24 protein-coding genes and 2 pseudogenes are annotated in these 20,672 nt (G+C 73.5%); 19 read left to right on the top strand and 7 right to left on the bottom strand.

The window, feature by feature from the left end; genetic code table 11:
- The 10 genes and pseudogenes from BI06_RS43745 to BI06_RS43700 form a co-directional block, all read left to right on the top strand.
- Positions 1–465: pseudogene (locus tag BI06_RS43745) on the top strand (hypothetical protein); the annotation flags it as partial.
- Between the two features lie 4 nt (positions 466–469).
- Positions 470–955 (top strand): hypothetical protein, encoded by a 486-nt coding sequence (locus BI06_RS43740; RefSeq protein ID WP_043478279.1) that lies wholly within the window; start codon positions 470–472, stop codon positions 953–955.
- 16 nt (positions 956–971) lie between these two features.
- The gene (locus BI06_RS43735) at positions 972–1,349 is read left to right on the top strand and encodes a hypothetical protein (RefSeq protein WP_043478276.1); all 378 of its coding nucleotides are present in this window, start codon (positions 972–974) and stop codon (positions 1,347–1,349) included.
- A 60-nt stretch (positions 1,350–1,409) separates the two neighbouring features.
- Positions 1,410–1,928 carry a hypothetical protein gene (locus BI06_RS43730; protein ID WP_043478273.1) on the top strand — a complete coding sequence of 173 codons (519 nt, stop codon included), beginning with the start codon at positions 1,410–1,412 and terminating at the stop codon, positions 1,926–1,928.
- 131 nt (positions 1,929–2,059) lie between these two features.
- Complete coding sequence (locus BI06_RS43725; RefSeq protein ID WP_043478270.1) at positions 2,060–4,465, top strand: hypothetical protein; 2,406 nt, start codon at positions 2,060–2,062, stop codon at positions 4,463–4,465.
- Between the two features lie 326 nt (positions 4,466–4,791).
- On the top strand, positions 4,792–7,107 hold the full coding sequence (locus BI06_RS43720) for a hypothetical protein (RefSeq protein WP_043478267.1): 2,316 nt from the start codon (positions 4,792–4,794) through the stop codon (positions 7,105–7,107).
- Positions 7,108–7,262: 155 nt separating this feature from the next.
- Complete coding sequence (locus tag BI06_RS43715) at positions 7,263–7,499, top strand: hypothetical protein (protein ID WP_043478264.1); 237 nt, start codon at positions 7,263–7,265, stop codon at positions 7,497–7,499.
- Between the two features lie 161 nt (positions 7,500–7,660).
- Positions 7,661–8,578 (top strand): hypothetical protein, encoded by a 918-nt coding sequence (locus tag BI06_RS43710; RefSeq protein ID WP_149030682.1) that lies wholly within the window; start codon positions 7,661–7,663, stop codon positions 8,576–8,578.
- 49 nt (positions 8,579–8,627) lie between these two features.
- Positions 8,628–9,131 (top strand): ATP-binding protein, encoded by a 504-nt coding sequence (locus BI06_RS43705; protein ID WP_051743028.1) that lies wholly within the window; start codon positions 8,628–8,630, stop codon positions 9,129–9,131.
- Between the two features lie 16 nt (positions 9,132–9,147).
- Positions 9,148–9,552 carry an RRQRL motif-containing zinc-binding protein gene (locus tag BI06_RS43700; RefSeq protein WP_051743027.1) on the top strand — a complete coding sequence of 135 codons (405 nt, stop codon included), beginning with the start codon at positions 9,148–9,150 and terminating at the stop codon, positions 9,550–9,552.
- A gap of 234 nt (positions 9,553–9,786) precedes the next feature.
- Here the strand turns inward: BI06_RS43700 and BI06_RS43695 are convergent, their stop codons facing one another.
- The 4 genes and pseudogenes from BI06_RS43695 to BI06_RS43680 all read right to left on the bottom strand — a co-directional run bounded on the left by BI06_RS43695 (position 9,787) and on the right by BI06_RS43680 (position 12,842).
- Positions 9,787–10,185, bottom strand: a complete 399-nt coding sequence (locus BI06_RS43695) for a hypothetical protein (protein WP_043478259.1) — start codon at positions 10,183–10,185, stop codon at positions 9,787–9,789.
- A gap of 53 nt (positions 10,186–10,238) precedes the next feature.
- Positions 10,239–11,220: pseudogene (locus tag BI06_RS43690) on the bottom strand (IS5 family transposase).
- Between the two features lie 68 nt (positions 11,221–11,288).
- Complete coding sequence (locus BI06_RS43685) at positions 11,289–11,717, bottom strand: hypothetical protein (RefSeq protein ID WP_043478253.1); 429 nt, start codon at positions 11,715–11,717, stop codon at positions 11,289–11,291.
- 3 nt (positions 11,718–11,720) lie between these two features.
- The gene (locus BI06_RS43680; protein WP_107113536.1) at positions 11,721–12,842 is read right to left on the bottom strand and encodes a DUF6192 family protein; all 1,122 of its coding nucleotides are present in this window, start codon (positions 12,840–12,842) and stop codon (positions 11,721–11,723) included.
- A gap of 541 nt (positions 12,843–13,383) precedes the next feature.
- Here BI06_RS43680 and BI06_RS43675 point away from each other — a divergent pair.
- From BI06_RS43675 to BI06_RS43665, 4 genes are all read left to right on the top strand, one after another.
- Positions 13,384–13,728, top strand: coding sequence for a hypothetical protein (locus tag BI06_RS43675; protein ID WP_043478250.1), 345 nt, complete (start codon positions 13,384–13,386; stop codon positions 13,726–13,728).
- Between the two features lie 104 nt (positions 13,729–13,832).
- Positions 13,833–14,399 carry a hypothetical protein gene (locus tag BI06_RS43670; protein ID WP_043478247.1) on the top strand — a complete coding sequence of 189 codons (567 nt, stop codon included), beginning with the start codon at positions 13,833–13,835 and terminating at the stop codon, positions 14,397–14,399.
- A gap of 6 nt (positions 14,400–14,405) precedes the next feature.
- Positions 14,406–14,576, top strand: coding sequence for a hypothetical protein (locus tag BI06_RS52095; protein ID WP_158516547.1), 171 nt, complete (start codon positions 14,406–14,408; stop codon positions 14,574–14,576).
- The gene (locus tag BI06_RS43665) at positions 14,573–14,839 is read left to right on the top strand and encodes a hypothetical protein (RefSeq protein ID WP_043478244.1); all 267 of its coding nucleotides are present in this window, start codon (positions 14,573–14,575) and stop codon (positions 14,837–14,839) included. The genes BI06_RS52095 and BI06_RS43665 overlap by 4 nt, the downstream gene beginning before the upstream one ends.
- A gap of 163 nt (positions 14,840–15,002) precedes the next feature.
- Here the strand turns inward: BI06_RS43665 and BI06_RS43660 are convergent, their stop codons facing one another.
- On the bottom strand, positions 15,003–15,569 hold the full coding sequence (locus BI06_RS43660) for a DUF6431 domain-containing protein (protein ID WP_233290552.1): 567 nt from the start codon (positions 15,567–15,569) through the stop codon (positions 15,003–15,005).
- A gap of 345 nt (positions 15,570–15,914) precedes the next feature.
- Between BI06_RS43660 and BI06_RS43655 the strand changes: the two genes are divergently transcribed.
- From BI06_RS43655 to BI06_RS43640, 4 genes are all read left to right on the top strand, one after another.
- Positions 15,915–16,361 carry an NUDIX hydrolase gene (locus BI06_RS43655; RefSeq protein ID WP_043478242.1) on the top strand — a complete coding sequence of 149 codons (447 nt, stop codon included), beginning with the start codon at positions 15,915–15,917 and terminating at the stop codon, positions 16,359–16,361.
- Positions 16,362–16,430: 69 nt separating this feature from the next.
- Positions 16,431–16,634: a hypothetical protein gene (locus tag BI06_RS43650; RefSeq protein ID WP_043478240.1), complete on the top strand. Its 204-nt coding sequence runs from the start codon at positions 16,431–16,433 to the stop codon at positions 16,632–16,634.
- Positions 16,635–16,645: 11 nt separating this feature from the next.
- The gene (locus BI06_RS43645) at positions 16,646–17,506 is read left to right on the top strand and encodes an ASCH domain-containing protein (RefSeq protein WP_051743025.1); all 861 of its coding nucleotides are present in this window, start codon (positions 16,646–16,648) and stop codon (positions 17,504–17,506) included.
- Positions 17,507–17,574: 68 nt separating this feature from the next.
- On the top strand, positions 17,575–18,048 hold the full coding sequence (locus tag BI06_RS43640; protein ID WP_051743024.1) for a Pycsar system effector family protein: 474 nt from the start codon (positions 17,575–17,577) through the stop codon (positions 18,046–18,048).
- Positions 18,049–18,124: 76 nt separating this feature from the next.
- Here the strand turns inward: BI06_RS43640 and BI06_RS43635 are convergent, their stop codons facing one another.
- On the bottom strand, positions 18,125–18,940 hold the full coding sequence (locus tag BI06_RS43635; protein ID WP_043478238.1) for a hypothetical protein: 816 nt from the start codon (positions 18,938–18,940) through the stop codon (positions 18,125–18,127).
- The gene (locus BI06_RS43630; RefSeq protein ID WP_233290550.1) at positions 18,940–19,710 is read right to left on the bottom strand and encodes a ParA family protein; all 771 of its coding nucleotides are present in this window, start codon (positions 19,708–19,710) and stop codon (positions 18,940–18,942) included. Before BI06_RS43630 ends, BI06_RS43635 begins: the two co-directional genes overlap by 1 nt.
- Positions 19,711–19,943: 233 nt before the next feature.
- On the opposite strand from BI06_RS43630, the gene BI06_RS43625 reads away from it, so the two are divergent.
- A complete protein-coding gene (locus BI06_RS43625; protein WP_043478235.1) occupies positions 19,944–20,366 on the top strand; it encodes a hypothetical protein in 423 nt (140 codons plus the stop codon).
- Positions 20,367–20,672: the final 306 nt, after the last annotated feature.

Below are 20,672 nucleotides of genomic sequence, written 5' to 3'. Positions count from 1 at the left end.
CCGCCGCCGCCGGCCTCCGGTGCTTCGGGTCTGCCGGAGCCGGGCGAGTGGTGGCGACGGCCCGGCCATGGCGGGGGCGGGCTGGCGACCGCCCCGGCCCCGGCGTACGCGCCGCCGGCCGAGGTCCATCACCACCACTACTACCCGGCGGCCCCGGCCCCGGCCGCGCCGCTCGCCCCGGCTGCGGCGCGGTTCTCCGTGGCCCGGATCCGCCCGGTCGCCAACGGCCTCGCCCTGGCCGTCGGCGTGATCGTCGCCAGGGACGTGTGGAACCCGGTCTTCCACGGCCTCGGCGACGAGATCGGCGTGCCGATGGCCGGCCTGGCCGGAGCACTGCTGATGGAGTACCGCTTCCTCCACCAGCGGGTGTGGCCGGTGCGGGTCCTGACGTTCTCCGTGCTCTCCGCGCTGCTGCTCACCCCCGCCGGTCTCCACCTCGGCGGCTACTTCTTCACGGGGGTGTGAGCCGGTGACCCCCGCTCAGCTCTCCTACGGCGGTCTCGGCCTGGCCGCCGCGGTCCTGCTCCTCACCGCCGTCCGGTGGTGGCGGCGCGGCCGCGAGGTCCCCGGAGCCGCCGCGCTGGCCGGCGGCCTGCTGATCGGCCTGCTCGCCGCGTTGTGCACCGGCGGCCTGCTCGGCTTCGCCGCCCGCTACCTGACCACCGAGGCCACCAACCCGCTCGGCAACAAGATCGCGGGCGGCGCCGAGACGCTCCTCCCCCAGGCCGGCCCGGCCGGTCTGACCGCCGGCGGCGGCGTCGCCACCACCCTGCTGTCCATCGCTGTCGTCCTGGCCTGGCGCTGCTGCGACCACCAGCTGCGCCGCCAGCTCACCGCCGGGATCGTCTCCGGCTCCGCGCTCGGCCTCGCCGGAGGAATCTCCGGCCTGGCCGCCACCACCCTCGTCCCCGCCGCCAACCACGTCGGCGACCAGATCCTGGCCGCCCTCCACTGACCGTCAGGAGACCACCGTGGGCCTGCTGCCCACCCTGCCCGTCCCGGCCGGGGCGCTGCTCGGCGCCCTCGCCCTCCCCTACCTGACCTGCGCGCTGCGCCTGGCCGCCATCCGGGCCGCCGACCGTGACACCCGCTTGGTGCGCAACTTCCCCGGGCTCGGCCTGCTCGCCCTCACCGCCGCCTGGTGGTCGCCGCACCTGGCCGACACCGTGCCAGTGCCGGCCGAGCTCGCCGCCCCCGCCCTCGCCTACCTGGTCCTCCTCTGCACCTACGGCTGGCTGGTCGCACCCACGGACAGCGACCACCCCAGCCGCCAGAGGTACGAGCGGCTGGCCACCCCGCTCGCCCTGGCGGTCCTCGTCACCCCGCTGGTCCTGTTCCTCGTCGCCTGAACGGCGGGCCCCACTCCCTGTTACCGGCACTCCTGCCACCACCTGACCCGGAGGTCACCCGTGAACGTTCCCGCTACCTCGCTCACCGTCGGCGGCCTGTTCGTCGGCATGGCACTGCCCGCCTGGCACATCTCCCGCTTTGCGTTCGCCCAGATCAAGAAGCGGGACGCGAAGAAGGCCCTGGACCTGGTGCCGCTCGGCGCCGGCATCCTCTACGGCGGCGTCGCCACCGCCACCACCAGCGGGCTGATCGGCTTCGCGACCGGCGTGATCACCTTCCTGGGCAACGGCGCCGGGTCGTTCGCGATGTGGGGCGCGACCGGCGGCACGACCACCCTGGCCACCCGCAACAACCTCGCCAGCCTGTCCCCGATGGGCAACCTGGTGCTGCTGCTGGTGAGCGTCGTGATCCTCGGCGGCTGGAAGGCCCTCCCGACGAAGGCCAAGCCCCGCATGCGGCTCGGGATCATCTCCGGCGTCCTGCTCGGCCTGTCCGCCACGCTCGGCGGGTTCTTCGCCGCCTGGGTCATCCCGATGGCCAACACCGCCGGCAACGCCCTGGTCGGCACGATCGCCTGACCCCGGCCCGGACGCCACCGGTCGCCCACGCCCCGCAACCGCCACCACGGCGGCCGCGGTGCGCGGGCGGCCGCGACCGCCCGGACCCTCCCGCTTCCCCCTCACCGCTTCACCGAGCCCTGGAGGCAGCCGTGACCACCCACCCGCCCGAGCCCATCGTCATCGACCTCGCCGCCGAGGGAGAGTTCCTCGGCCCCGACGACCCCGGCCCCGACATCCCCACCGACGCGGGTACCGGCAGCCGGACCGCCGACCAGGCCGGCCCCGGCCCGGCCGCCCGCCTCACCCGGGCCATCGGCACGGCCGCCCTCGCGCAGGGCCGCCGCGAGTACACCGCGTTCCGCGAGGGCCTGACCGTCATCAAGGCCGAGACCGGCGCCTGGGCCAGCGCCTCCCGGGAGACACCCGCCCACCTGCGCGCCGCCCTGCTGAACCGCCGCTACTCCACCTGGCAGAACAAGAACGCCTCGCAGATCGAGACCCTGGAGGAGAAGGCCGAGGAGTTGGAGAAGCAGGCCCGCAAAGCGCTGTCGGCCGGACAGGGCGAGGACGCCACCCCGGCCGACCACAAGCAGGCCGGCGCGGCCGCCGAGGCCCTGCGCGAGGAGGCCGCGGCCTGGCGCCAGCGCGTGCGCGAGATCCACCAGCAGCCGTACACCGGCCACATCGACCCCAGCGACGCCGAGCTGGAGAGCCACCGCCGCCGCACCGCCAACCGCCGCCGGGTCGGCCTCGCCACCCTGGTGCTCGCGGCCGGCGGCCTCGAACTCGCCATCGGCAACATGGTTCTCCCCTCCCTCACCGCCGCCGCCCTGGCCCTCACCGCCTGGGCCAAGGGCCGCTTCCCCGGCTGGCGCCGCGAGCTCCCCGACGTCCCCGCCCTCGCCTACGAGCCCGACACCGACAAGGAGAAGAAGGAGAAGAAGGGCAAGGACAAGGAACAGAAGGACCAGGCGCAGCAGCAGCAGCAGCAGGCGGCGGCCGGCCCGGCCGACCAGGACGTCCTGCTGTTCCCCGGGGACACCGGCGGCCCCTTCCCGATCCATACCGTCACCGACCCGGCCATCGCCGCGGCCTGCGTGGGCCGGGCGCTCCTCGCCCAGAACATCGACCTGGCCGGGATCACCGACACGGTGCGCACCTCGGTCGGCTGGTCGATGACGGTCACCGTCGCCTCCGGAGACCCGGCCGACATCGACAGCGACCGCAACGCCGCCGCGATCCGCACACTGCTCAAAGTGCCCCGGGGAGGCCTGTCCGTCGAGTGCTGGTCGGACGCCAGCGACACCGCCACCATCCGCGTGCAGACCCGCCCCGGCTTCACCGACATGGGACCGATCCCCGACAACCCGGCACTCGCCAACTCCATCCTCGACAAGGGCTCCTTCGGGCAGGGCCTGGACGGAACCGAGCTCGCCTTCTCCCTCGCCGGGGTGATGGGCTTCCTCGTCGCCGACTCCGGCGGAGGCAAGAGCAGCATCATGCTCGACCTCGCCGACTGGGCCACCTCCTGCCGCGACGCCGTCGTGCTCTCCGTCGACCCCCGCGGCGAAGGCGTCGAAGCCCTCGGCGACGCCATCCAGCTCGCCGTCAGCGACGACAAGCACGTCCTCAAGACCCTCGACTGGCTCAACCGGCTCTGCGAAGGCCGCACCCGGCTCCGCAAGGCCAACCGCTGGGGCAAGGTCTGGCCGATCACCCCCGAGCATCCCGCCGTCATCGTGTTCGTCGACGAGTGGCACGACCTGCCCGCCAAGGCCAAGGCGAAGCTGCTGCGGCTGCTGCGCATCGGCCGCAAGGAAGCGGTGTGGTTCATCGGCGCCTCGCAGTTCGGCACCGTGCAGGACATCGGCTCGGCCATCGCGCCGAAGATGTCGCTCAAGATGGCCGGCTGCTGCCGGGGTACCGACGTCACCGGCCTCTTCGGCAAGGGCGCGCTGCGCGAGGGCTACCGGGCAGACCGGCTCAAGCCCGCCACCAACACCGACCCGGCCGACGCGGGCACCGTCTACATCCAGGGACTGCCCGGCCAGCCCAACCGACCCATGAAGTGGAAGTTCCGTCACCTCACCGACAGTGACGCCACCCGCCGGGGCGACCAGCGGGCGCAGGCGGGCCTGCCGGACCTCACCGCCAGCGCGGCGGCGGTCGGCCTCGACTGGCCCGCACTCCTGACCTCGCTCGGCGCGTCCAGGCCCAACCCCGCCCCGACCACACCCGGCACCAGCCCCACCGGCGCCCCCCAGCCGTCGATCCTGGACGTCCTCGACGCGATGAACGAGGAGCGCACCATCCACATCGGCCCGCTCCTGGAGCGCCTCGCCCAGGCACGCCCCGACGTCTACGACGGCTTCACCGCCGAGGACCTGGAGGACCTGCTCGCCCCGTACGGCATCGAGTCCCGCCAGGCCCGCGCGATGACGGAAAGTGAGGGAATCAAGAACCGCACGGGCTACTACCTCGACGACATCCAGAACGCCCTCAACACCGACGACGAAGACGACGAGGACGACCTGGACGAGGACGACGAGGCGTAGCCGAGCGCTCTACACCCCCTCTACGGGCCCGCTACACACAAGATCACGTAGCGGGCCCGTAGAGCATCCGTAGAGCCTGAACGGCGCTCTGACCTGCCGTGTAGAGCTGTAGAGCCTGTAGAGCCGTCACACCGTTCCGGGCCCGAAACCGGCCCTCGAGGCCGCAGACGCCCTCCAGCCTCCGCCGCTCTACAACCTCCCCACCAGCCGCTCGCAGCCATCGCGCCGAGCCGCGCCGTACCGGGCCGCTCCCGGCCACCGCACGCCTTCCCCGGCCCATCCGGGCTGCCACGCACCGTCACCACGACAGACTGGAGTCTGCCGCCATGTCCCCGGCCAGCCGCACCCGCAGCACCGCCAGGAAGACCGCCCCGGCGCCCGCCGGCCGCACCCGCACCCGGGTCGCCGCCGCGCCGACCCCCCCCGCCCCGAGCGTCCCGGCGACCTTCACCGCACCGGCTCCGGCCGCTCCGGCCGGGCGGTCGGCGGAGGAGATCCTGGCCGACGCGGCCGACCGCGCGGCCGACGTCCGCAGCCTGGCCCAGGAGGCCGCCGCCGTCCTGCTCGCCACCGCGACCGAGGCGGCCGGCCGCGAGCTGGCCACCGCCGAGCAGCGGGCGACCGAGGCCGAGCGGCTGCGCGCCGACGCGGCCGACGAGGCCCAGGCAGTCACCGAGCGTGCCGATCTCGCGTTCCGGGAGATCCTCCGGGCGGCCCACGACCAGGCCGACCTGGTCCGGCAGGAGGCGATCGAGCACGCCCGGGAGCGGCGCGAGGAGTCCGACGCGGACGCCCAGGCAGCGGGCGACCGGCTGCTGGAGGACGCCACCGCCCGGGCCGCAGCGCTGCTGGCCGACGCCGAGCGAAACGCCACGGCCGTCCGTACCGAGGCCCAGCAGGAGGCGGTCCGGATCGCCGACGCCGCCGAGGAGCGCGCCCAGGCGCTCGAGGCCGCCGTGGGCCAGGAGACGCGGGAGTCGGCGGAGAAACTGCTCGCCGAGGCCGGCCGGGAGGCCGACCTCACCCGGACCCGGGCGGACGCCGCCCTCACCGCCGCCCAGGACCAGGCGGCGCTGGCCCGCGACGAGCTCAAGGACGCCCGCGCCCGCTCGGCCGTCGACCGCGCCCAGGCCGAGCAGGAGCTGACCGGCGCCCGCGAGCAGGCCGCCACCGTCCAGCGCGACGCCGCCTCGGCGGCCGACCGCACCCTCGCCGAGGCCACCACCGAGGCCTCGGCGATCCGCACCCGGGCCGCCACCACCGCCCGCGACATCCTGGCCACCGCCGAGGACCAGGCCGAGCGACTGCGCGCCGACGCCGAGCAGCGCGCCGCCCGCCTCACCGAGGCCGCCCTCACCGAGGCGGACACCGCCCGCGAGGAGGCCACCACAGCAGCCGACCGGCTCCGCCAGGACGCCGAGACCGAGGCTACGGAGCTGCGCGAGGAGGTCGGACGGCAGGCCGCCGAACTGCGCCAGCGCGGCCTGGCCGACGCCCAGGAGCTCCAGGACGAGGCCCAGGAAGCGATCGAACAGGTCCGCCAGCGGGCCGGAGAGCAGCTGCGGCAGGCCAGCTCCGCCCGGGGCAAGGCCGAGGCCGACGCCCAGCGCCTGCTGGTGGCCGCCCGCCGGGACGCCGAGCAGGTCACCACCACCGCGCTCGCCGAGCTCGCCGAGACGGAGGAGCAGATCGCGGAGCTGCGGGCCGAGCAGGCGGAGCTGGAGCAGCGCCGGGCGCAGAAGGAGCAGCGCTGGTGGCGCCGCACGCTGCGCCGGGCGGCGGACAACCGGTCCGACCTGGTGCCGTTCCTGCTGACCCGCACCGTCCTGGGTGCCGGCCTGGCGTACACCTCCTACAAGGAGCACGCCCTGGCCGTCACCGCCGGGATGGACTCCACGCTCGCCTGGCTGCTCGCGGTCTGCGTCGACGGCTGGGTGGTCGCCGCCACCCGCAGCAAGCTCAAGACGGAGACGCGGATCGCGCTCGGGGTGATGATGCTCTGCCAGATCGCCGCGATCCTGACCGACCTGCGCCTGCTCGGCGTCGAGCTGGACGCTCACGGAGAGTGGAAGATCCAGTGGCACATGGCGATCCCGCTCGCCATGGTCGTCCCGATCGCCATCTGGCGCGTGCACGAGATCATCGACCACGCCAAGAGCGCTCACGCCGAGCCCGCCGCGAGCGCCCCGCCCGCCGGAGCGCTCACCGGCCCCGGCGACGGCGCTCACGACGGCCAGGGTCCGCGCCCGCCGTACGACGGCCAGTCGCTGTCCACCGCCCACGGCGCCCTGCTGCCCGCGCAGAGCGTCTACGTCGAGCGCTCACCCGAGCGCGAGATCACCGCAGGCGGGGGGACGAACGGCGCTCACCGCGCATTGCCGGGCGCTCACCCGCCGGTCGCCACCGCTCACCCGCCGGTCGCCCTGACCGGGCTCGCGCTCACCTACGCCCGGCGGGCGACCGTCCGCCAGCTCTACACCGCTCTCGACCGCCGCCCGCTCGTCTCCGAGATCCACGCCGCGCTCACCGCCAAGGATCTGCTCACCGGCGACGAGAAGACCACGCGCTCGACCTGCCAGCGCGTGCGCACCGATGTGGAGGACGCCGAGCCCGCGCTCAAGCCCGCTGTTCGCTCTGCGTGACCGAGCGCCCAACGCGAGCGGCCTCCGGGATGAAAGAGACATCCCGGAGGCCACAGCACCCGAGGGTGCCGGCGGGCCGGTCTCGTCACCGGCCCGCCCCCATCCTCCCGCACCACCAACCACCCGCCGAACCCGATCCCGGAAGGACCCACCCGTTGTTCGCCATAGACCGCGACGCCCGCATCGCCGCCCTGCGCAAGACCCACTTCGAGCGCAGCCAGACCCTCGCCAACGTCCCCGCCGGTACCCGCTCCCACGGCCGGCTGCTGGCCGAGTGCGAGGACATCAGCGACGACATCGAGCGCCTCAAGCGGTGCATCGACATTCCCCGCTCCGTCGCCCTGGCCGTGCCCGTGCTGCTCGCCGTCCTGGTCCTCGCCCTCATCAGCTGACCCGGCCGCCGGTCTCGCCCCCGGCCCGGCCCGCACCGCTCGCCCGGCACCCGGCCCGGCGGGCGGCGCGCATCCCGGGGACGGGACCGGCCGCCCGGCCAAGACCAGGTGACCACGATCAGCCCGACCCGCCGACCCCGCCCGCCGAACCGGAGATCCGCATGCCCGCTTTGCCCGCCATCGCCTTCGACCGCTTTCCCACCTCGCCGCTGGCCCTGCGCACCAACGACCCCATCGACCAGGCCGGCCGCCGCGCGTTCTCCTGCCAGATGGCCCAGATCGCCACCACCGCCCGCGACCACCTCGCCGACCTTCTGGCCACCGCCACCGACACCGAGGACCGGGTCGCCGCCCTCGCGGCCGTCCACACCTCCGTCACCGACTGGCGCCACCAGGCAGCCGCCCGCGCCACCGGCCGCGTCGGACGAGGCCTCCACCACAACCCGGACCGCTTCCGCACCCCCATCGCCGCAGTCGGCACCAACTACGACCGCATCGGACCGGTCGGCCGACTGCGCGACGGCTCCACCTGGCACCCGGCCACCCGCACCTACCGCGGCGGCACCGACACCCCCGCCTCCCGCGCCACGGCCCACTACGGCCTCGCGGCCCAGCGCCGCTTCGCCCGTGAAGCCCCCGCCGCCGACATCCTGCAGAACCGGGTGACCCTGCCCGACGGCCGCACCATCGCCGGCAACCGGATCCTGCGCGGCCAGGCCGCCCACCGGGCCGCCGCCGACCTGACCGCCCGCATCGCCGCCCGCGGCCTCGACCCCGCCCGCGTCGAAACCGGCGGCCACCCCCTCTACACCGCCACCCCCGACCCGGCCGACGCCACCCTGCTGCGCGCCGAGGCCCTGCGCATCCTCGCCGGCCCCGGCCTCACCCCCCAGCTCTTCCTGACGGCCCGCTACCTCCTCTTCCAGGCCCCGGTCATGAAGAAGGGCTCCGACGCCGTCACCCGCGTCTTCACCGTCGCCGTCGCCGACCTCCTCCTCGGAGCCGACGCCCCCGCCCTGCCCGCCGACATCGACCTGCGCTGCTACGTCCTCGGCCAGCAGGCCGCCACCCGCCCCTGACCGCCGGCGACACAGCCCGCCACCACCCCGCCACCGAGAGGACCCGCCCGTGAACATCACCTTCGAACCCGGCTCGCTGATCGTCCTGGTCGGCGGGAGCGGCGCCGGAAAGACCGCCTTCGCCACGCGCTCCTGGCCGACGACCTGGCGGCTCAGCCTGGACGACTACCGCGAGATGGCCACCAACTCCGTCGCCGACCAGTCCGCGACCCCGGTCGCCGACCAGATCCAGACCCTGCTGCTGGACGCGCGTCTCTCGCGGTCGCTCACCACCGTGATCGACTCGACCGGGCTGTACGCGCACGTCCGCGCCGGCCTGCTCGCCCGCGCCCGCTACTGGCAGCGCCCCATCGCCGCCGTGCTGTTCGACGTCTCCCTCGAGCGCCGCCGCCTCCAGAACCTCGCCCGCGAGCGGGTCGTCCCGGACCACGTCCTGCTCGACCAGGAGCGCCTGGTCCCCACCGCCGACCAGCTCCTCGCCGAAGGCTTCGCCCGGGTCGAGACCATCACCGCCACCAGCCCGGCCTACCTCGAACCGGCCCACAGCCACTGACCGCCAGGGAGAGAGCGTGCGCGCATCCGATCTCGACCCGACCGGCGAGCACCACGGCGGCCTGCCCACCTACCCCTGGCGCTGGGCCCCGACCGACGACCTGATGACCCGCCGCCAGCTGCGCGCCGTCGGCCTTCGCCCCGGCGGCCAGGAGCCGGCCGCGCAGGTGGTCTGCCGGGGCGGCCTCCGGTTCGGGTACTTGTACCGCCGCTCCCTGGCCCTGCCCGTGCGACCGATGACCGCGGCCCGCTGGCGCTCCCACCAGCGCATGATGCTCGCCCGCCGCACCTGCCCGCTGTGCCGCGCCGTCGGCGAGAGCTGCATCCCGACCTCGCTCGGCTGCTGCCTGGAATGCGCCGACGGCCTCGCCCTGGCCGAGCTCGAACAGCTCCTGGCCCTCGCCCGCGCCGTCCCGGCCTGACCCGCCGAGCGGACCGCCGCCGCCGGCCCCGGACCCCGAGCGCACCCAGCGGCCGGCACCACCGGGACCGGCGCGGCTGCCCGGTCACCCCGACCCCGCAGACCCGACCCCCGCAAGGAGAACCCTCGGCATGACCGACAACCTGCCCCGCCTCACCGCCGCCCCCGACCTCAGAGCCTGTTTTCGATGTCCTGAGCGAAGTTCTCCCAGGTCAGGAATCGAACAGGGCTGTGCTCAGGGGCCGTCTGCGAGGCGGATCGGCGTGGTGAGGAAGAACAGCTGGCCTGTCGCGGCGGCGGGCCAGAAGTCGAAGACGTTCGTGAACGGGCCGGTGATCAGCAGCAGGGTGCCGTGCGCTCGGACCGAGCGGATCCACTCGCGGGTGGCGGCGGTCTCGCCGTCGAACCAGACCGTCCCGCTGGGCCGGCGGACGGTCAGCCAGTAACCGTCGAGGACCGCTGACCAGCCCGAATTCGGGTCGGTGCCCGGGGCGGGCGCGGTGTCGCGGTCGGCCCAGCCGTCTTCGGGGACCGGCAGGCGGCCGGGATCTGCGGGCAGGACCAGGACGGGGCGGTGGTCGGACAGCAGCTCGGGCCAGGGCCGGCGCGGGCCGGGGTCGCTGACGATCTCCATGGACGGTCCCTTCCCCTGCCCGGCCGGGCCACTCCACCGCCGAACGGATCACATCATCGGCCGGACGGGGGCGGCGGTGCGGGCGAATCCGCTGACGGCTCAACCGGGGCCGTGGCAGAGTGGGGTCCGGGCCGTTCCGTGGGGGTGTCCGGGCCGTGCTCTTCCCGAAGAACGGCTTCAGTGCCCGATCGGGGCGCGGGGCTCGCTCTGGCCGGCCCGGCGGGACTGCCGTTGGGTGATGCGCCTGGTCATGAGGGTGATCGCCGCCCAGGTGATCAACGACTCCGAGTGCTGGATGAGGCGTTCGTAGTCGCGGGCGTGCCGCCGGGCGTGCATGATCCAGGCGAGCGACCGCTCCACCACCCAACGGCGTTTGATCACGACGAAGCCCTTCGCGCCCTTCGGCCGGCCGACCGTTTTCAGGGTCAGGTTCAGGTACTTCTTCGCCCAGCCGCCCAGCTTCGGGCCCGCGTAACCGGAGTCGGCCCAGACGATCGTGATCTCCGGGTGCATCAGCCGCAGGCGGAACAGCACCTCCTTCGCCGCGTCGCGGTCGGTCATGTCGGCCGGGGTGACCATGACGAACAGCGGCAGGCCGTGGGTGTCGACGACCAGGTGGCGCTTGCGGCCGTTGATCTTCTTCGCGCCGTCGTAGCCGCGCGAGTCCTTCCCGACCGTGTCGGCGGCCTTCACCGACTGCGAGTCGATGACGGTCGCGACCGCTCCGGGCGCCCGGCCCATGTCCCGGCGGACTCGTTCGCGGAGCCGGTCACGGATCTGGCCGATCACCCCGGCCGCGGCCCAGCGGGCCATGAACCCGAACACGGTGCGCCAGGGCGGGAAGTCCTTCGGCAGCGCGCGCCACTTGCATCCCGTGTCCACGACGTACCGAATCGCGTCCACGATCTCGCGGCGCGGGTGCTTCTCGGGGCGCCCGCCGGCTCGCGTCTCGCAGGCCGGGGTGGGCAGCAGGGGCTCGATGAGCGCCCATTCGTCGTCCCAGGTGTCGGAGGGATAGCAGCGGCGACGGGCCACGAACTTTCCTTCCCTGGTGCGAAGTTGTGGGTCCGGCCGCCCGAAGGGCGGCCGGACCCGGGGATCGGTCAGGAGTCGCTGTACTCGGCGATCATGTCGAGCGTGGACTCCACCGAGTTGAGCTGGGTGTTCAGGTGCTTGATCCACCGGCCCTTGGGCTGCAGGGCTGCGTGCGGGGCGACGACGCCGGTGATGAACCGGCGGATCTCGGTGAGCTTCTCGCGCATCACCGCGACCTCGTAGAGCTGCAGCTGAGTGGTGTCGGAGCAGAACAGGTAGCCGTCCGCCCTCAGCCATATCAGGGGCGGCCAGCCCCGCTCGGCGATGATGTCCCGCAGGCAGGCCAGGCCCGAGCGGACCTGGCTCTTGCTCAGCTTCGAGGCCCTGCCCAGCTGGTCGAAGGTCAGGCCGGCCGGCCTTGCCTCGAAGAGGACGAAGCGGATGGTGTCGGCGTGCCGCTCGGCGGCGGCCGACCTGCGCTCGGAGGCGCGGGGCATCGCCTACTCGCCTTGCAGCAGGCGGGCCAGCTCGCCGTCGACGTCGACCTTGCCGGTGTCGACGGCCGTCTCGATCCAGTCGAGCGTCGCCCGAACGCGCGCGACGTTCTCGTGGACGATCACGCGCTCGTCGTCGCTGAGCTGGCGGTCCCGCAGGCCCGGGACGACCCGGCCGGAGGCGGCGACGAACGCGTGGCAGGCGGTGATCAGGTCCAGGAACTCCACCGACCGGTCGATCCCGCGGACCGCCGGAGCGACGGGGCTGTTCTGCTCGAAGTGCTCCCGGGCCTGCCGGCCGCGCTCGTTCTGGGCGTTGTTGACCTGGTGGCGGGCGGTGTCGTCCGCCATCGCCCGGAACGCGACGCTCGGGCGCCGCAGCAGGCCGGTGGTTACCTCCGCCGCGACCCGGTCGTCGCGGGTGAGCTCCTCGACCACCCGCACCTTGTCGGCCTGGGCGACCTGGGCGACCACCGCCGGCCTGCGCAGGAAGTCCGGGGCGACCGCGGCGGCCACCTTGTCGTCGCGGGTGAGCTCCTCGACGACCCGGACCTTGTCCTCCGCCTTGACCTGGGCGACGACGGTCGGGCGCCGCAGGAAGTCACCGGTCACCGTCGCGGCGACCTCCTCGTCCTGGGCGAGGGAGTGGATCGCGCTGACCTTCTCCTGCGGGGTCACCGGCTTCGTGACCTGCCAGCCGACCCGCCGCTTCGCCTCGTCCGGCGTCCACCTGGACTTGTTCGCCGGCGGGGTGAGGACCGCGGCGAACCGCTCCTGCTCGTCCTCGATCCGCCCCAGGATGCGGTGGATCGTCCAGGACACCCCCTCCTGCCGACGGTCCTTGGGCCATTTCGCCGCAGTCCAGCGCAGGTTCGACAGGGTGCTGTAGGACAGACCGATGTCTTCCGCCAGGCGGAACAGCGACTCCTTCACCGTGAACGGCGCCTCGGACTTCTCCTGTCCGCCGTACTCGCGTATCGGCTCGATCTCCAGCGCGCGGTCGCCGATCGTGAACTGGCCCTTCGACTGGGCCTCCACCACCTTGAGCAGTTCAGCCACGATCTGCTCGTAGCGGCTGCCGGTGACGCTGCCGACCTTCTCGTCGGTCTTCTCGATCTCCTCGGGCATGGTTCAACCACCAACCCGCGTGCCGGGCACGGCCGTTGGCCGCGACGGGATCCGGCCCGCTTCCGCGAGCAGAGTCGAGCCAATCGTGAGCTGATCACAACAACAACCGTCCGGATGAACGGAGTTGACCGATTCCGACCGAGCGAGCCGTTCGCTCAACGGTCACTGTGACCGTTCGCCGAACGAATCTGTCCGGGCTCTCCAGGCCCTCATCACGCACCGCCGCGAGCAGTAGACGGCGTTCGAACGCCGATCCACCCCGGCCACCCACCACGCGTCGCACTCCGGGCACTCGACCCGGCCGGCGCCGCTGATCTCGGCCGCCACCCGCCTCCGCAGACGACGCTCCACCCGCCACCGCCTGGCACGACACGCCGTCGAGCAGAACACCGCATCGGGCCGCGCTGCCGGCCTCAGCCGATCACCGCAACCCCTGCACTCCCGCTCTCCAGCCCGCCCGGCGTCCTGCGACACCACGCCAGATTAGGGCTCCAGGCTACCCAGAACGGGGGTTCAGACACAGGCACTCAGCCTCGTCACCGTGGACGGCGTCATCACCGAGATGAACGGCTACAACCCCCGCCAGCTCGTCCTCACCGACGACACCGGCTCCATCGACGTCACCGTCTCCGTCGGCTGCGTCGGAGGCCGCACCACCAACGACGCCACCAAGCTCGTCGGCACCTACGCCGTCGTCGCCGGCCGCCGCGAGGACACCGGCCACGTCCTGGCCGCCGTCGTCCAGCTCGCCGAGCGCACCGCCGCCCGGGACCTGCTCATCCCCGCCACCCTCTCCGACCTCTCCGAGAACGTCGTCCAGCTGCTCGCCACCACCACCAGCACCACGCCCCGGGCCCTGCCGCCCGGCCCCCGCCGCGCCAACTGACCAGGCACCCGGCCGCCGCCCGACCGCCCGACCGCCCGCGTACGGGCGGCGGCCCCCTGCGCAGCACCCGCACCGTCCCCGCACCCCACCGAAAGGCACCGCCCGTGTCCGTCGACAACCCCCGCATCCCCGCCGTCAACGCCGCCCTGGAGAAGCTGATCGCCGACCTCACCCCCGACCCGTTCGACGGCCGGCTGCGCCGCGACGACGCCTACACCGTCGTCCTGGCCGCCCTCGACCACCTGGAGGGCCTGGGCCAGCGCCGCACCACGGTCGGCGAGCTGTACATCTGGTCGCGCGTCATCCCCGGCGGCGAGACCCTCGGCGGCCACGACCGCCTGATGACGCTCCTGGAGCAGGCCGCCGACCACGGCCGGATCCGCCTCGAGCACGGCCAGGTCCACATCGGCGACGCGCCGACCGGCGGCGGCGCCGGCCACCTCTGGATGCGCCAGCTCACCCAGGGCGGCGCCCACGTCGAGCTGATCGGTCCCGAGCCCTGGCCCGTCGGAGCCCCGGAGCGCGACGGCCTCGCCACCTGGTGGCACTGCACCGGATGCCGCCACGGCCTCGACCAGGCCGACGGCATGTACGTCTACGCGGTCCGTCAGCAGGTCACCGACCACGCGGTGAAGTGCTCGTACCTGCCCCCGCTGCCCGACGCGAGCTGACCCGCCGTGACCTTCCCGCCCTCCTACCCGCGCCGCGGCCTGCTCGCCGCCCTGCGCGATCTGCTCACCCGGCGCCCCAGCCGACCGGAACCGACGACCCCGGACCCGGACGACTGGGGCGACGACCCCACCGGCGCCTGGTCCCCCGAACCGCCCACCGACCGGAGCAGCACGTGAGCACCCACGCTCTCGACGCGGCGATCGACCGCGAGCTCCAGGGCCACGCTCTCGACGCGGCGATCGACCGCGAGCTCCAGGGCCACGCTCTCGACGCGCAGCAGCTCGCCGACGCCGCCCGGCACTACGCCGACAACCTGAGCCGCGGCGCGCGGACCGAGGACTCCAACTACCTCGCCTCCCTCGCCGCCCGCGTTTCCCGCCAGGCCCATGTTGCCCGGCGCCGAAAATGCCGACGAGCAGGGCGCTCACCACGCCGATGACCTTCCGGGCGAACCGGACACCGTCATGAGCAAGGTGTCGCCCATCGTCGGCACGGTGTCGCACGTGTGCGTACGGAAGTCGCCCGGTGGAGGGCTCACCGGGCGGTCGGACGGCTCAACGGCGGTACGAGGGCAGGCGGGGGCCGGGAACGGTCCCGACGGCTCAGCCCGGCGGGGCCATGGCCAGCAGCCGGCCGCGCGTCAGGACGGCGATCCGCGGCCAGAGTCCGTGGTGCTCGCCGCCCAGGCGGCGGCCGGCGGCCAGCGCGGCGGCGATCAGGGCCTCAACGGCGGAGGCGAGCGGGTCCGGCCGGTCCAGCGTCGGCAGGGCCGCCGGGTCGAGCGCCACGACGGCCTGGACGCCGACGGTCCACAGCTGGTGAGCCGAGCGGCGGGCCCGCCGGAGCCAGCCGCGCACGGTGCCCTCCGGCGCGCCGAGCTCAGCGGCGAGCGGCCGGTGACCGCGCCCGCGTGCGGCGCCGACCAGGGCCTTGCCCACGAACTGGACCGTGTAGGCCCGGCCCGGCAGCAGGGCGGCGTCGAGCACGACGTGCGTGGCCCGGCAGGCGGTGCACCGGGCTCGGTCCGGACGCACCGTCAGCAGCCGGCCGCCCAGGTCGCGCACCGTCCGGCTCCTGGCCCGGCCCCAGGGCCGCAGCGCGCCGCCGCAGTCCGGGCAGCGCAGCATCCGGCGGCCCAGCGCCCGCCGGGCCGCCACCGCGTCCAGCACCTCGATCAACGTCCATCCCCTCAGGCTCAGGCCCGACCACTCACCCAGGAAGGGGCTGCCGGTGTTGCACCCTCGCCGCCGACACCCCGTCAGCGCAAGCCGGACCACCCGGCCACGGCGACCGGCACCGCGCGACACCGTACGGTCCGCCACCCGCCGCCCACCTCGGCCTTCAGCTTCATCGGCGAGGTGCCGCCCCAAACGAACGCCGAACCAGCCGAACCTCATCGGCACGCTCAACGCCCGATCCGCGCCCGCGACATCGGCATGGTGAGCGTCGCCCAACAAGGCCCACCGAATCGACGGCATGCGCGAGATCACCCGTCGCCATCAGGAAGGGTTGAAATGACCGAGACCTTCGAGCCCATCCGCTACACCGCGGACGTGGTCGCCCTCACGCCGGACGGCCGCGTTCTGCTGATCGAGCGGGACTGGCCGCCCTTCGAGGGCGCCTGGGCACTGCCCGGCGGCCACGTGGACCCCGGCGAGACGAGTCGTGCGGCGGCCGCCCGGGAACTCGAGGAGGAGACCGGCGTGCGGGTCGCCCCCGCGGACCTGATCCAGATCGGCGCCTGGGACGCCCCCGGCCGCGACCCCCGCGGCCGGTACGTCACCGTCGCCTACCTCGCCGACGTGCCGGACGACACCCCGATCACCGCCGGGGACGACGCCCGCACCGCCCGCTGGTGGCCGTGGAACGGACTCCCGGCACGGCTGGCGTTCGACCACGCCGCGATCCTCGCCACGGCGCTGCGCGCAGAGCCGGCCAACACCGACGGCCCCGCAGCCTGACCCGCCCACTGCCCAGGCCCGGCCCGCCGCCACCCGGCGGGCCGGGCCTCCCGCTCCCCGGAGGCCTTGATGACACGCGCCGCACCCGGCCCGCACCCGCACCCGCTCACCCCGGCCGGCCTGCCGCCCGGCACCGCCTGGTGGAGTTCCTGTCCCGATTGCCGCTCCCCGATCCAGGGCGGCCCGCTCGGACTGCGCGCCCACCGCCGCACCGCCCACCGACCCGACCCGAGCGACCGACGCATCCCGATCACCGTCCGCCCCTACACCTAGGAGACCCCCTGTTGACCGTCGTCCCGCTCACCCCCGACTCCCCCGCCAGCCACGCCGTCGGCCTGGACTTCGACCTCACCCTCGTCCGCCACGACCAGGGCTGGCAGGGCGGCCGGATCTACGGCGACCCGATCCCCGGCGCCCTCGAAGCCCTGCGTACCCTCCAGGCCCGACGATCCGTGTTCGTGGTGACCGCCCGCCACCGAATTCATCACCCTGCCGTCGCGGCCTGGCTGGTCCGCCACGGCTTCGACGCCGTCGTCGACGACGACCCCGACCGCGCCTACTGGCTCGGCCACCAGGTCCTCGTGACGAACAAGAAGCTCGGCGCCGCGCTCTACGTGGACGACCGCGCCCTCGAATTCACCGGCGACTGGAACGCAGCCCTCTCCGAAGCGCTGCGCCGCATCGGCGAGCCGCCCGACCTGCCGGCCCCCGTCCCGGCCGCCCCGGCCTTGACGATCCGCCAGCCCTGGCTGGCCGCGATCCTCGCCGGAGACAAGACCACCGAGAACCGGTCCTGGCTGACCCGCCACCGCGGCCCGGTCGTCCTGCACGCCGCCCGCGCCCTCGCCCGCGACGGCCAGGCCGACCCGCTCGTCCGCGCCGCCCTGGCCCGCCCCGGCGCCCCGGCGCTGACGACCGGTGCCCTGGTCGCCACCGCCCGCATCACCGACTGCCACCGCGACACCGGCTGCTGCCGCCCCTGGGGCCTGCCCGGCCTGTGGCACTGGACCCTCACCGACGTCCAGGACCTCCCCGACCCGATCCCCGCCGCCGGCCGCCTCGGCCTTTGGCGACTCGACCCCGGCCAGCACGCCCTGCTTCACCGCCACCAGGCCGCCGCCCTGCCCGCCGTCGCCCACCACTGACCGCCCGTCCCGGCCGCGCGACCAGCCCGGCCGGGACCGGTCACCCACCCCGGAGGAGAGCCCCGCCCGTGACCACGACCCAGAACCCCGTCCCCGCTCCGGCGGCCGACCGCACCGAGGAGAACACCACCGAGGCGCTGGCCCACGTGATCGGAGAGGTAGCCAGGACCGACCAGAAGGCCGGCTTACTTCTCGGCCTCGACGGGGTCCTCGCGGCCGCAGTCGCGATCCTTGCCCAGGCAAAGGGAGCCAGCCTGCTCCTCATCGCCCCCGTAGCGGCCGTCCTGCTCGCCGCCACCGTCCTCGCCGTCCTCGTCGTCCGCCCCCGCATCACCAACGACGACCGCAGCTCCTACGCCCACTGGGCCACCCGCACCCCCGGCCAGCTGCACGCCGAACTCGCCCCCGATCGGCGCCTGGACCGCCTCGGCGTCCTCTCCGCCCTCTGCCACCGCAAGATGCTGCTGCTCCGCTGGTCGGCGGACACCACGATCGCGGCCCTGGCCGCCCTCGCTGTCGCCGCTCTCATCACCGCGGCCTGACAGTCGGCCCGGACAACGACGAAGGCCCGCACCCCCGGAAACGGGGCTGCGGGCCTTCCTTGCGTTCTGCGGCCGGTCAGACCGTGGCTGACTCCGGAGAGGCGGCCTTGATCTCGACCTCGATCCCCACGGACGACGACAGGGCCTCGATCACCTCGAGGACCATCGCGCGCGTCCCGGCAGGGTCGCGCTCCAGTGCGGCCTGGACGGTGCCCGTGTCCAGTTTCTTGGTCGCCCGGCGCAGCGTGGCGAACGGGTCGGTGGCGGCCTTTTTTGCGGTGAGCTGCTTCGTGCCCTCCAGGCTCGCCAGGTAGCTGACGGCGGCTTCCTCGGTGGCCTTCTTCTTGCCGACCGCCTCCGGGGGCAGGGCCTTGGCTGCGCCGGCCACCATCGCGGCGGTGAGTGCCATGCCCTTCGCCTGGATCAGGGCCACGTAGAGCAGTGCAGCGGCATCGACTCCGTGCTCCTCGGACAGTGCGACCAGTTCCCACGCCTGCCCGTAGCCGAGCCGCTTAGAAACAATTGTTTCCAAGTCGTTCGATTTCGGCCCCAGGGATTCGAACACCTTCTCCGCGACCCGCCACGCCCGGATCAACTTCCCCGCGTACTGCGGCGAGATGTCCCACAACTCCAGGCAGTACGCCTCGAAGGTGCCGTGAGTCGCCCGGTACAGCCGGCCGCCCCGGATCGCCTCCAAAGCCTTGCCCGCCGCCCAGTACGCGATCCGCAGGTTCTCCAGCGCGGCTTCGCACTTCACCAGCAGATCCCGCTCCTGGGCGATCAGGACCGGGGTCTCAGCGAGCTGCTTGGTCGGCAGGTTGGTGATCGCGCGGGCCAGCACCACGGCCGTCCCGGGCTTACCCGGCCCCTGCGCGCCGATCTGCTGTCCCATCAGAGCATCTGCTCCATCGTCAGGGCGACGCGCATGAAGTCCTCGCGGGCGTTCAGCGCAGTGCCGCTCATCTTGTACTCGGTGACGACCGCACCGTTCTCGTAGGCGTGCTCGTGGATGGTGTACCGCCGAATCGGGTCCGAGACCCGCGGGTATCCCCGCTCGTCGATCCACGCCTTCACCTTCTTGAGCTGCACCTCGCCCTTGTCCTTGCCCGGGTCATGCATGTTGATCACGACCAGGAACGGGATCGACCTCGGCTTCAACACCCGCTCGATCGTGAACTCGGCCTCGTCCCACGTGATCTTGCTCGGCGTGATCGGAACGATGGCGAGGTCCGCCAGGTCCAGCACCTCGCGCAGGGCATCGGCCACCGGGCTCTGCCCGAGCGGATCCTCACCCCACTCGGCGTCCGGGTCGACGTCCATGAAGCCGGGCGTATCGACGATGAACCTGCGCCGCTCCGGATCCTGCACGAGCTCCGACAGGATGCCGGTCTTCCCCCGGGTGACCACGTAGTCGAAGGGCAGAACATCCTCCCGGACGGCGCTGCACCACTTCTCCAGGCTGCCCTGGACGTCAGTGCCAGCCGCGACGACGGGCGACGGCCCCTCCGACTGCACCGCGCTGCGCCCGCTGCACGCCGCAGTGTTGATGGCGATCGTGGTCTTGCCCGCTCCGCCCTTCTGCTGAATGACGACGATGACTCTCGTCGCCGCAGGACGCGCCGCGACGTCGACCGCCGCCCGCAAAGCTGTGGATGTTGTCATCCCAGAACCTCTCGGTCGTCCGTTGATTTCACCGCACGTGCGGTTACTCGGACGCCACCACCCTGCCAGACGGCCCTACCCCGACGCGGAGGCGGGGCCGAATGTGACAAAACGTCATTCACGCCGATCACCAGGGCCCTACCGTGGAAGGCTGGCCGACGGCTACGGCTCGGCGTACCAGCCAGCCCCTGCGGGCACGCTCCCCGCAGGCCCAGCAGCACAAGGAGAACCCAGTGGGGGCGAAGGAAGCCGCGCAGCAGGTCCTGAAAGTCCTGCTCGGCCAGGACTCCCACCACGACCCCTACCTGGAGCTGCTGCGCCTGGGCGCCGCGAGCGAGCACATCGACTCCGAGGTGGTGGTCACCCTGATCGTGCCCGGCGGGCTCGTCACCGGCACGATCGTCCCGGCCGCGGTCTGGGAGGAAAAGTTCACCCGCGAGCTGGACGACTACGACCTGCGCCGGGCCGTCGGGACGGCCCGCGACCGGATCGAGGAGAACAGCGACAAGGGCCGGCGGTTGCAGCCGGACTCCCGCTTCCTCCACCTACGCGACGTCACCTACCGCGACGGCCGGGCCAGCCACACCCTGCCGACCTGGCGCGGCCCGGTCGCGGCGGTCAGCGGCTGGACCCTCGGCGAGCCCGAAAGGAGCTGACCGCTCACGCCGTTCCCGCCACCGTCGTCCACCGTGGTCGGTAGTGTGCGAGCCATGGTGCGTCCTGAAAGCTGGTCCAGGCTCGCGGGTGGAAGTCCCGTCCGGGTAGGCACCGGAGTGCCCGGTAGCAGGTCCCGGTTCGTCGTGGAGACGCGGCGGGCTGAGCGGGATGTCAAGAGCCCCTTCGGGGGGAGCAAGTACGCGGGCCGTAGCGTGAAGCGAACCTTGCAGCCTCGTCACACTCACAACGGAGAAGCCGAGCCCCTCATGTCCGGGCGAAGGCCATGTCCTGGGGGCCCTGTTCCG

It is taken from the genome of Kitasatospora sp. MBT66 (genome assembly GCF_000710405.2).
GTDB classification, from domain to species: domain Bacteria; phylum Actinomycetota; class Actinomycetes; order Streptomycetales; family Streptomycetaceae; genus Kitasatospora; species Kitasatospora purpeofusca.
The sequence above is the reverse complement of the archived record's forward strand: the minus strand, read 5'-3'. Positions and strand labels throughout refer to the sequence as shown.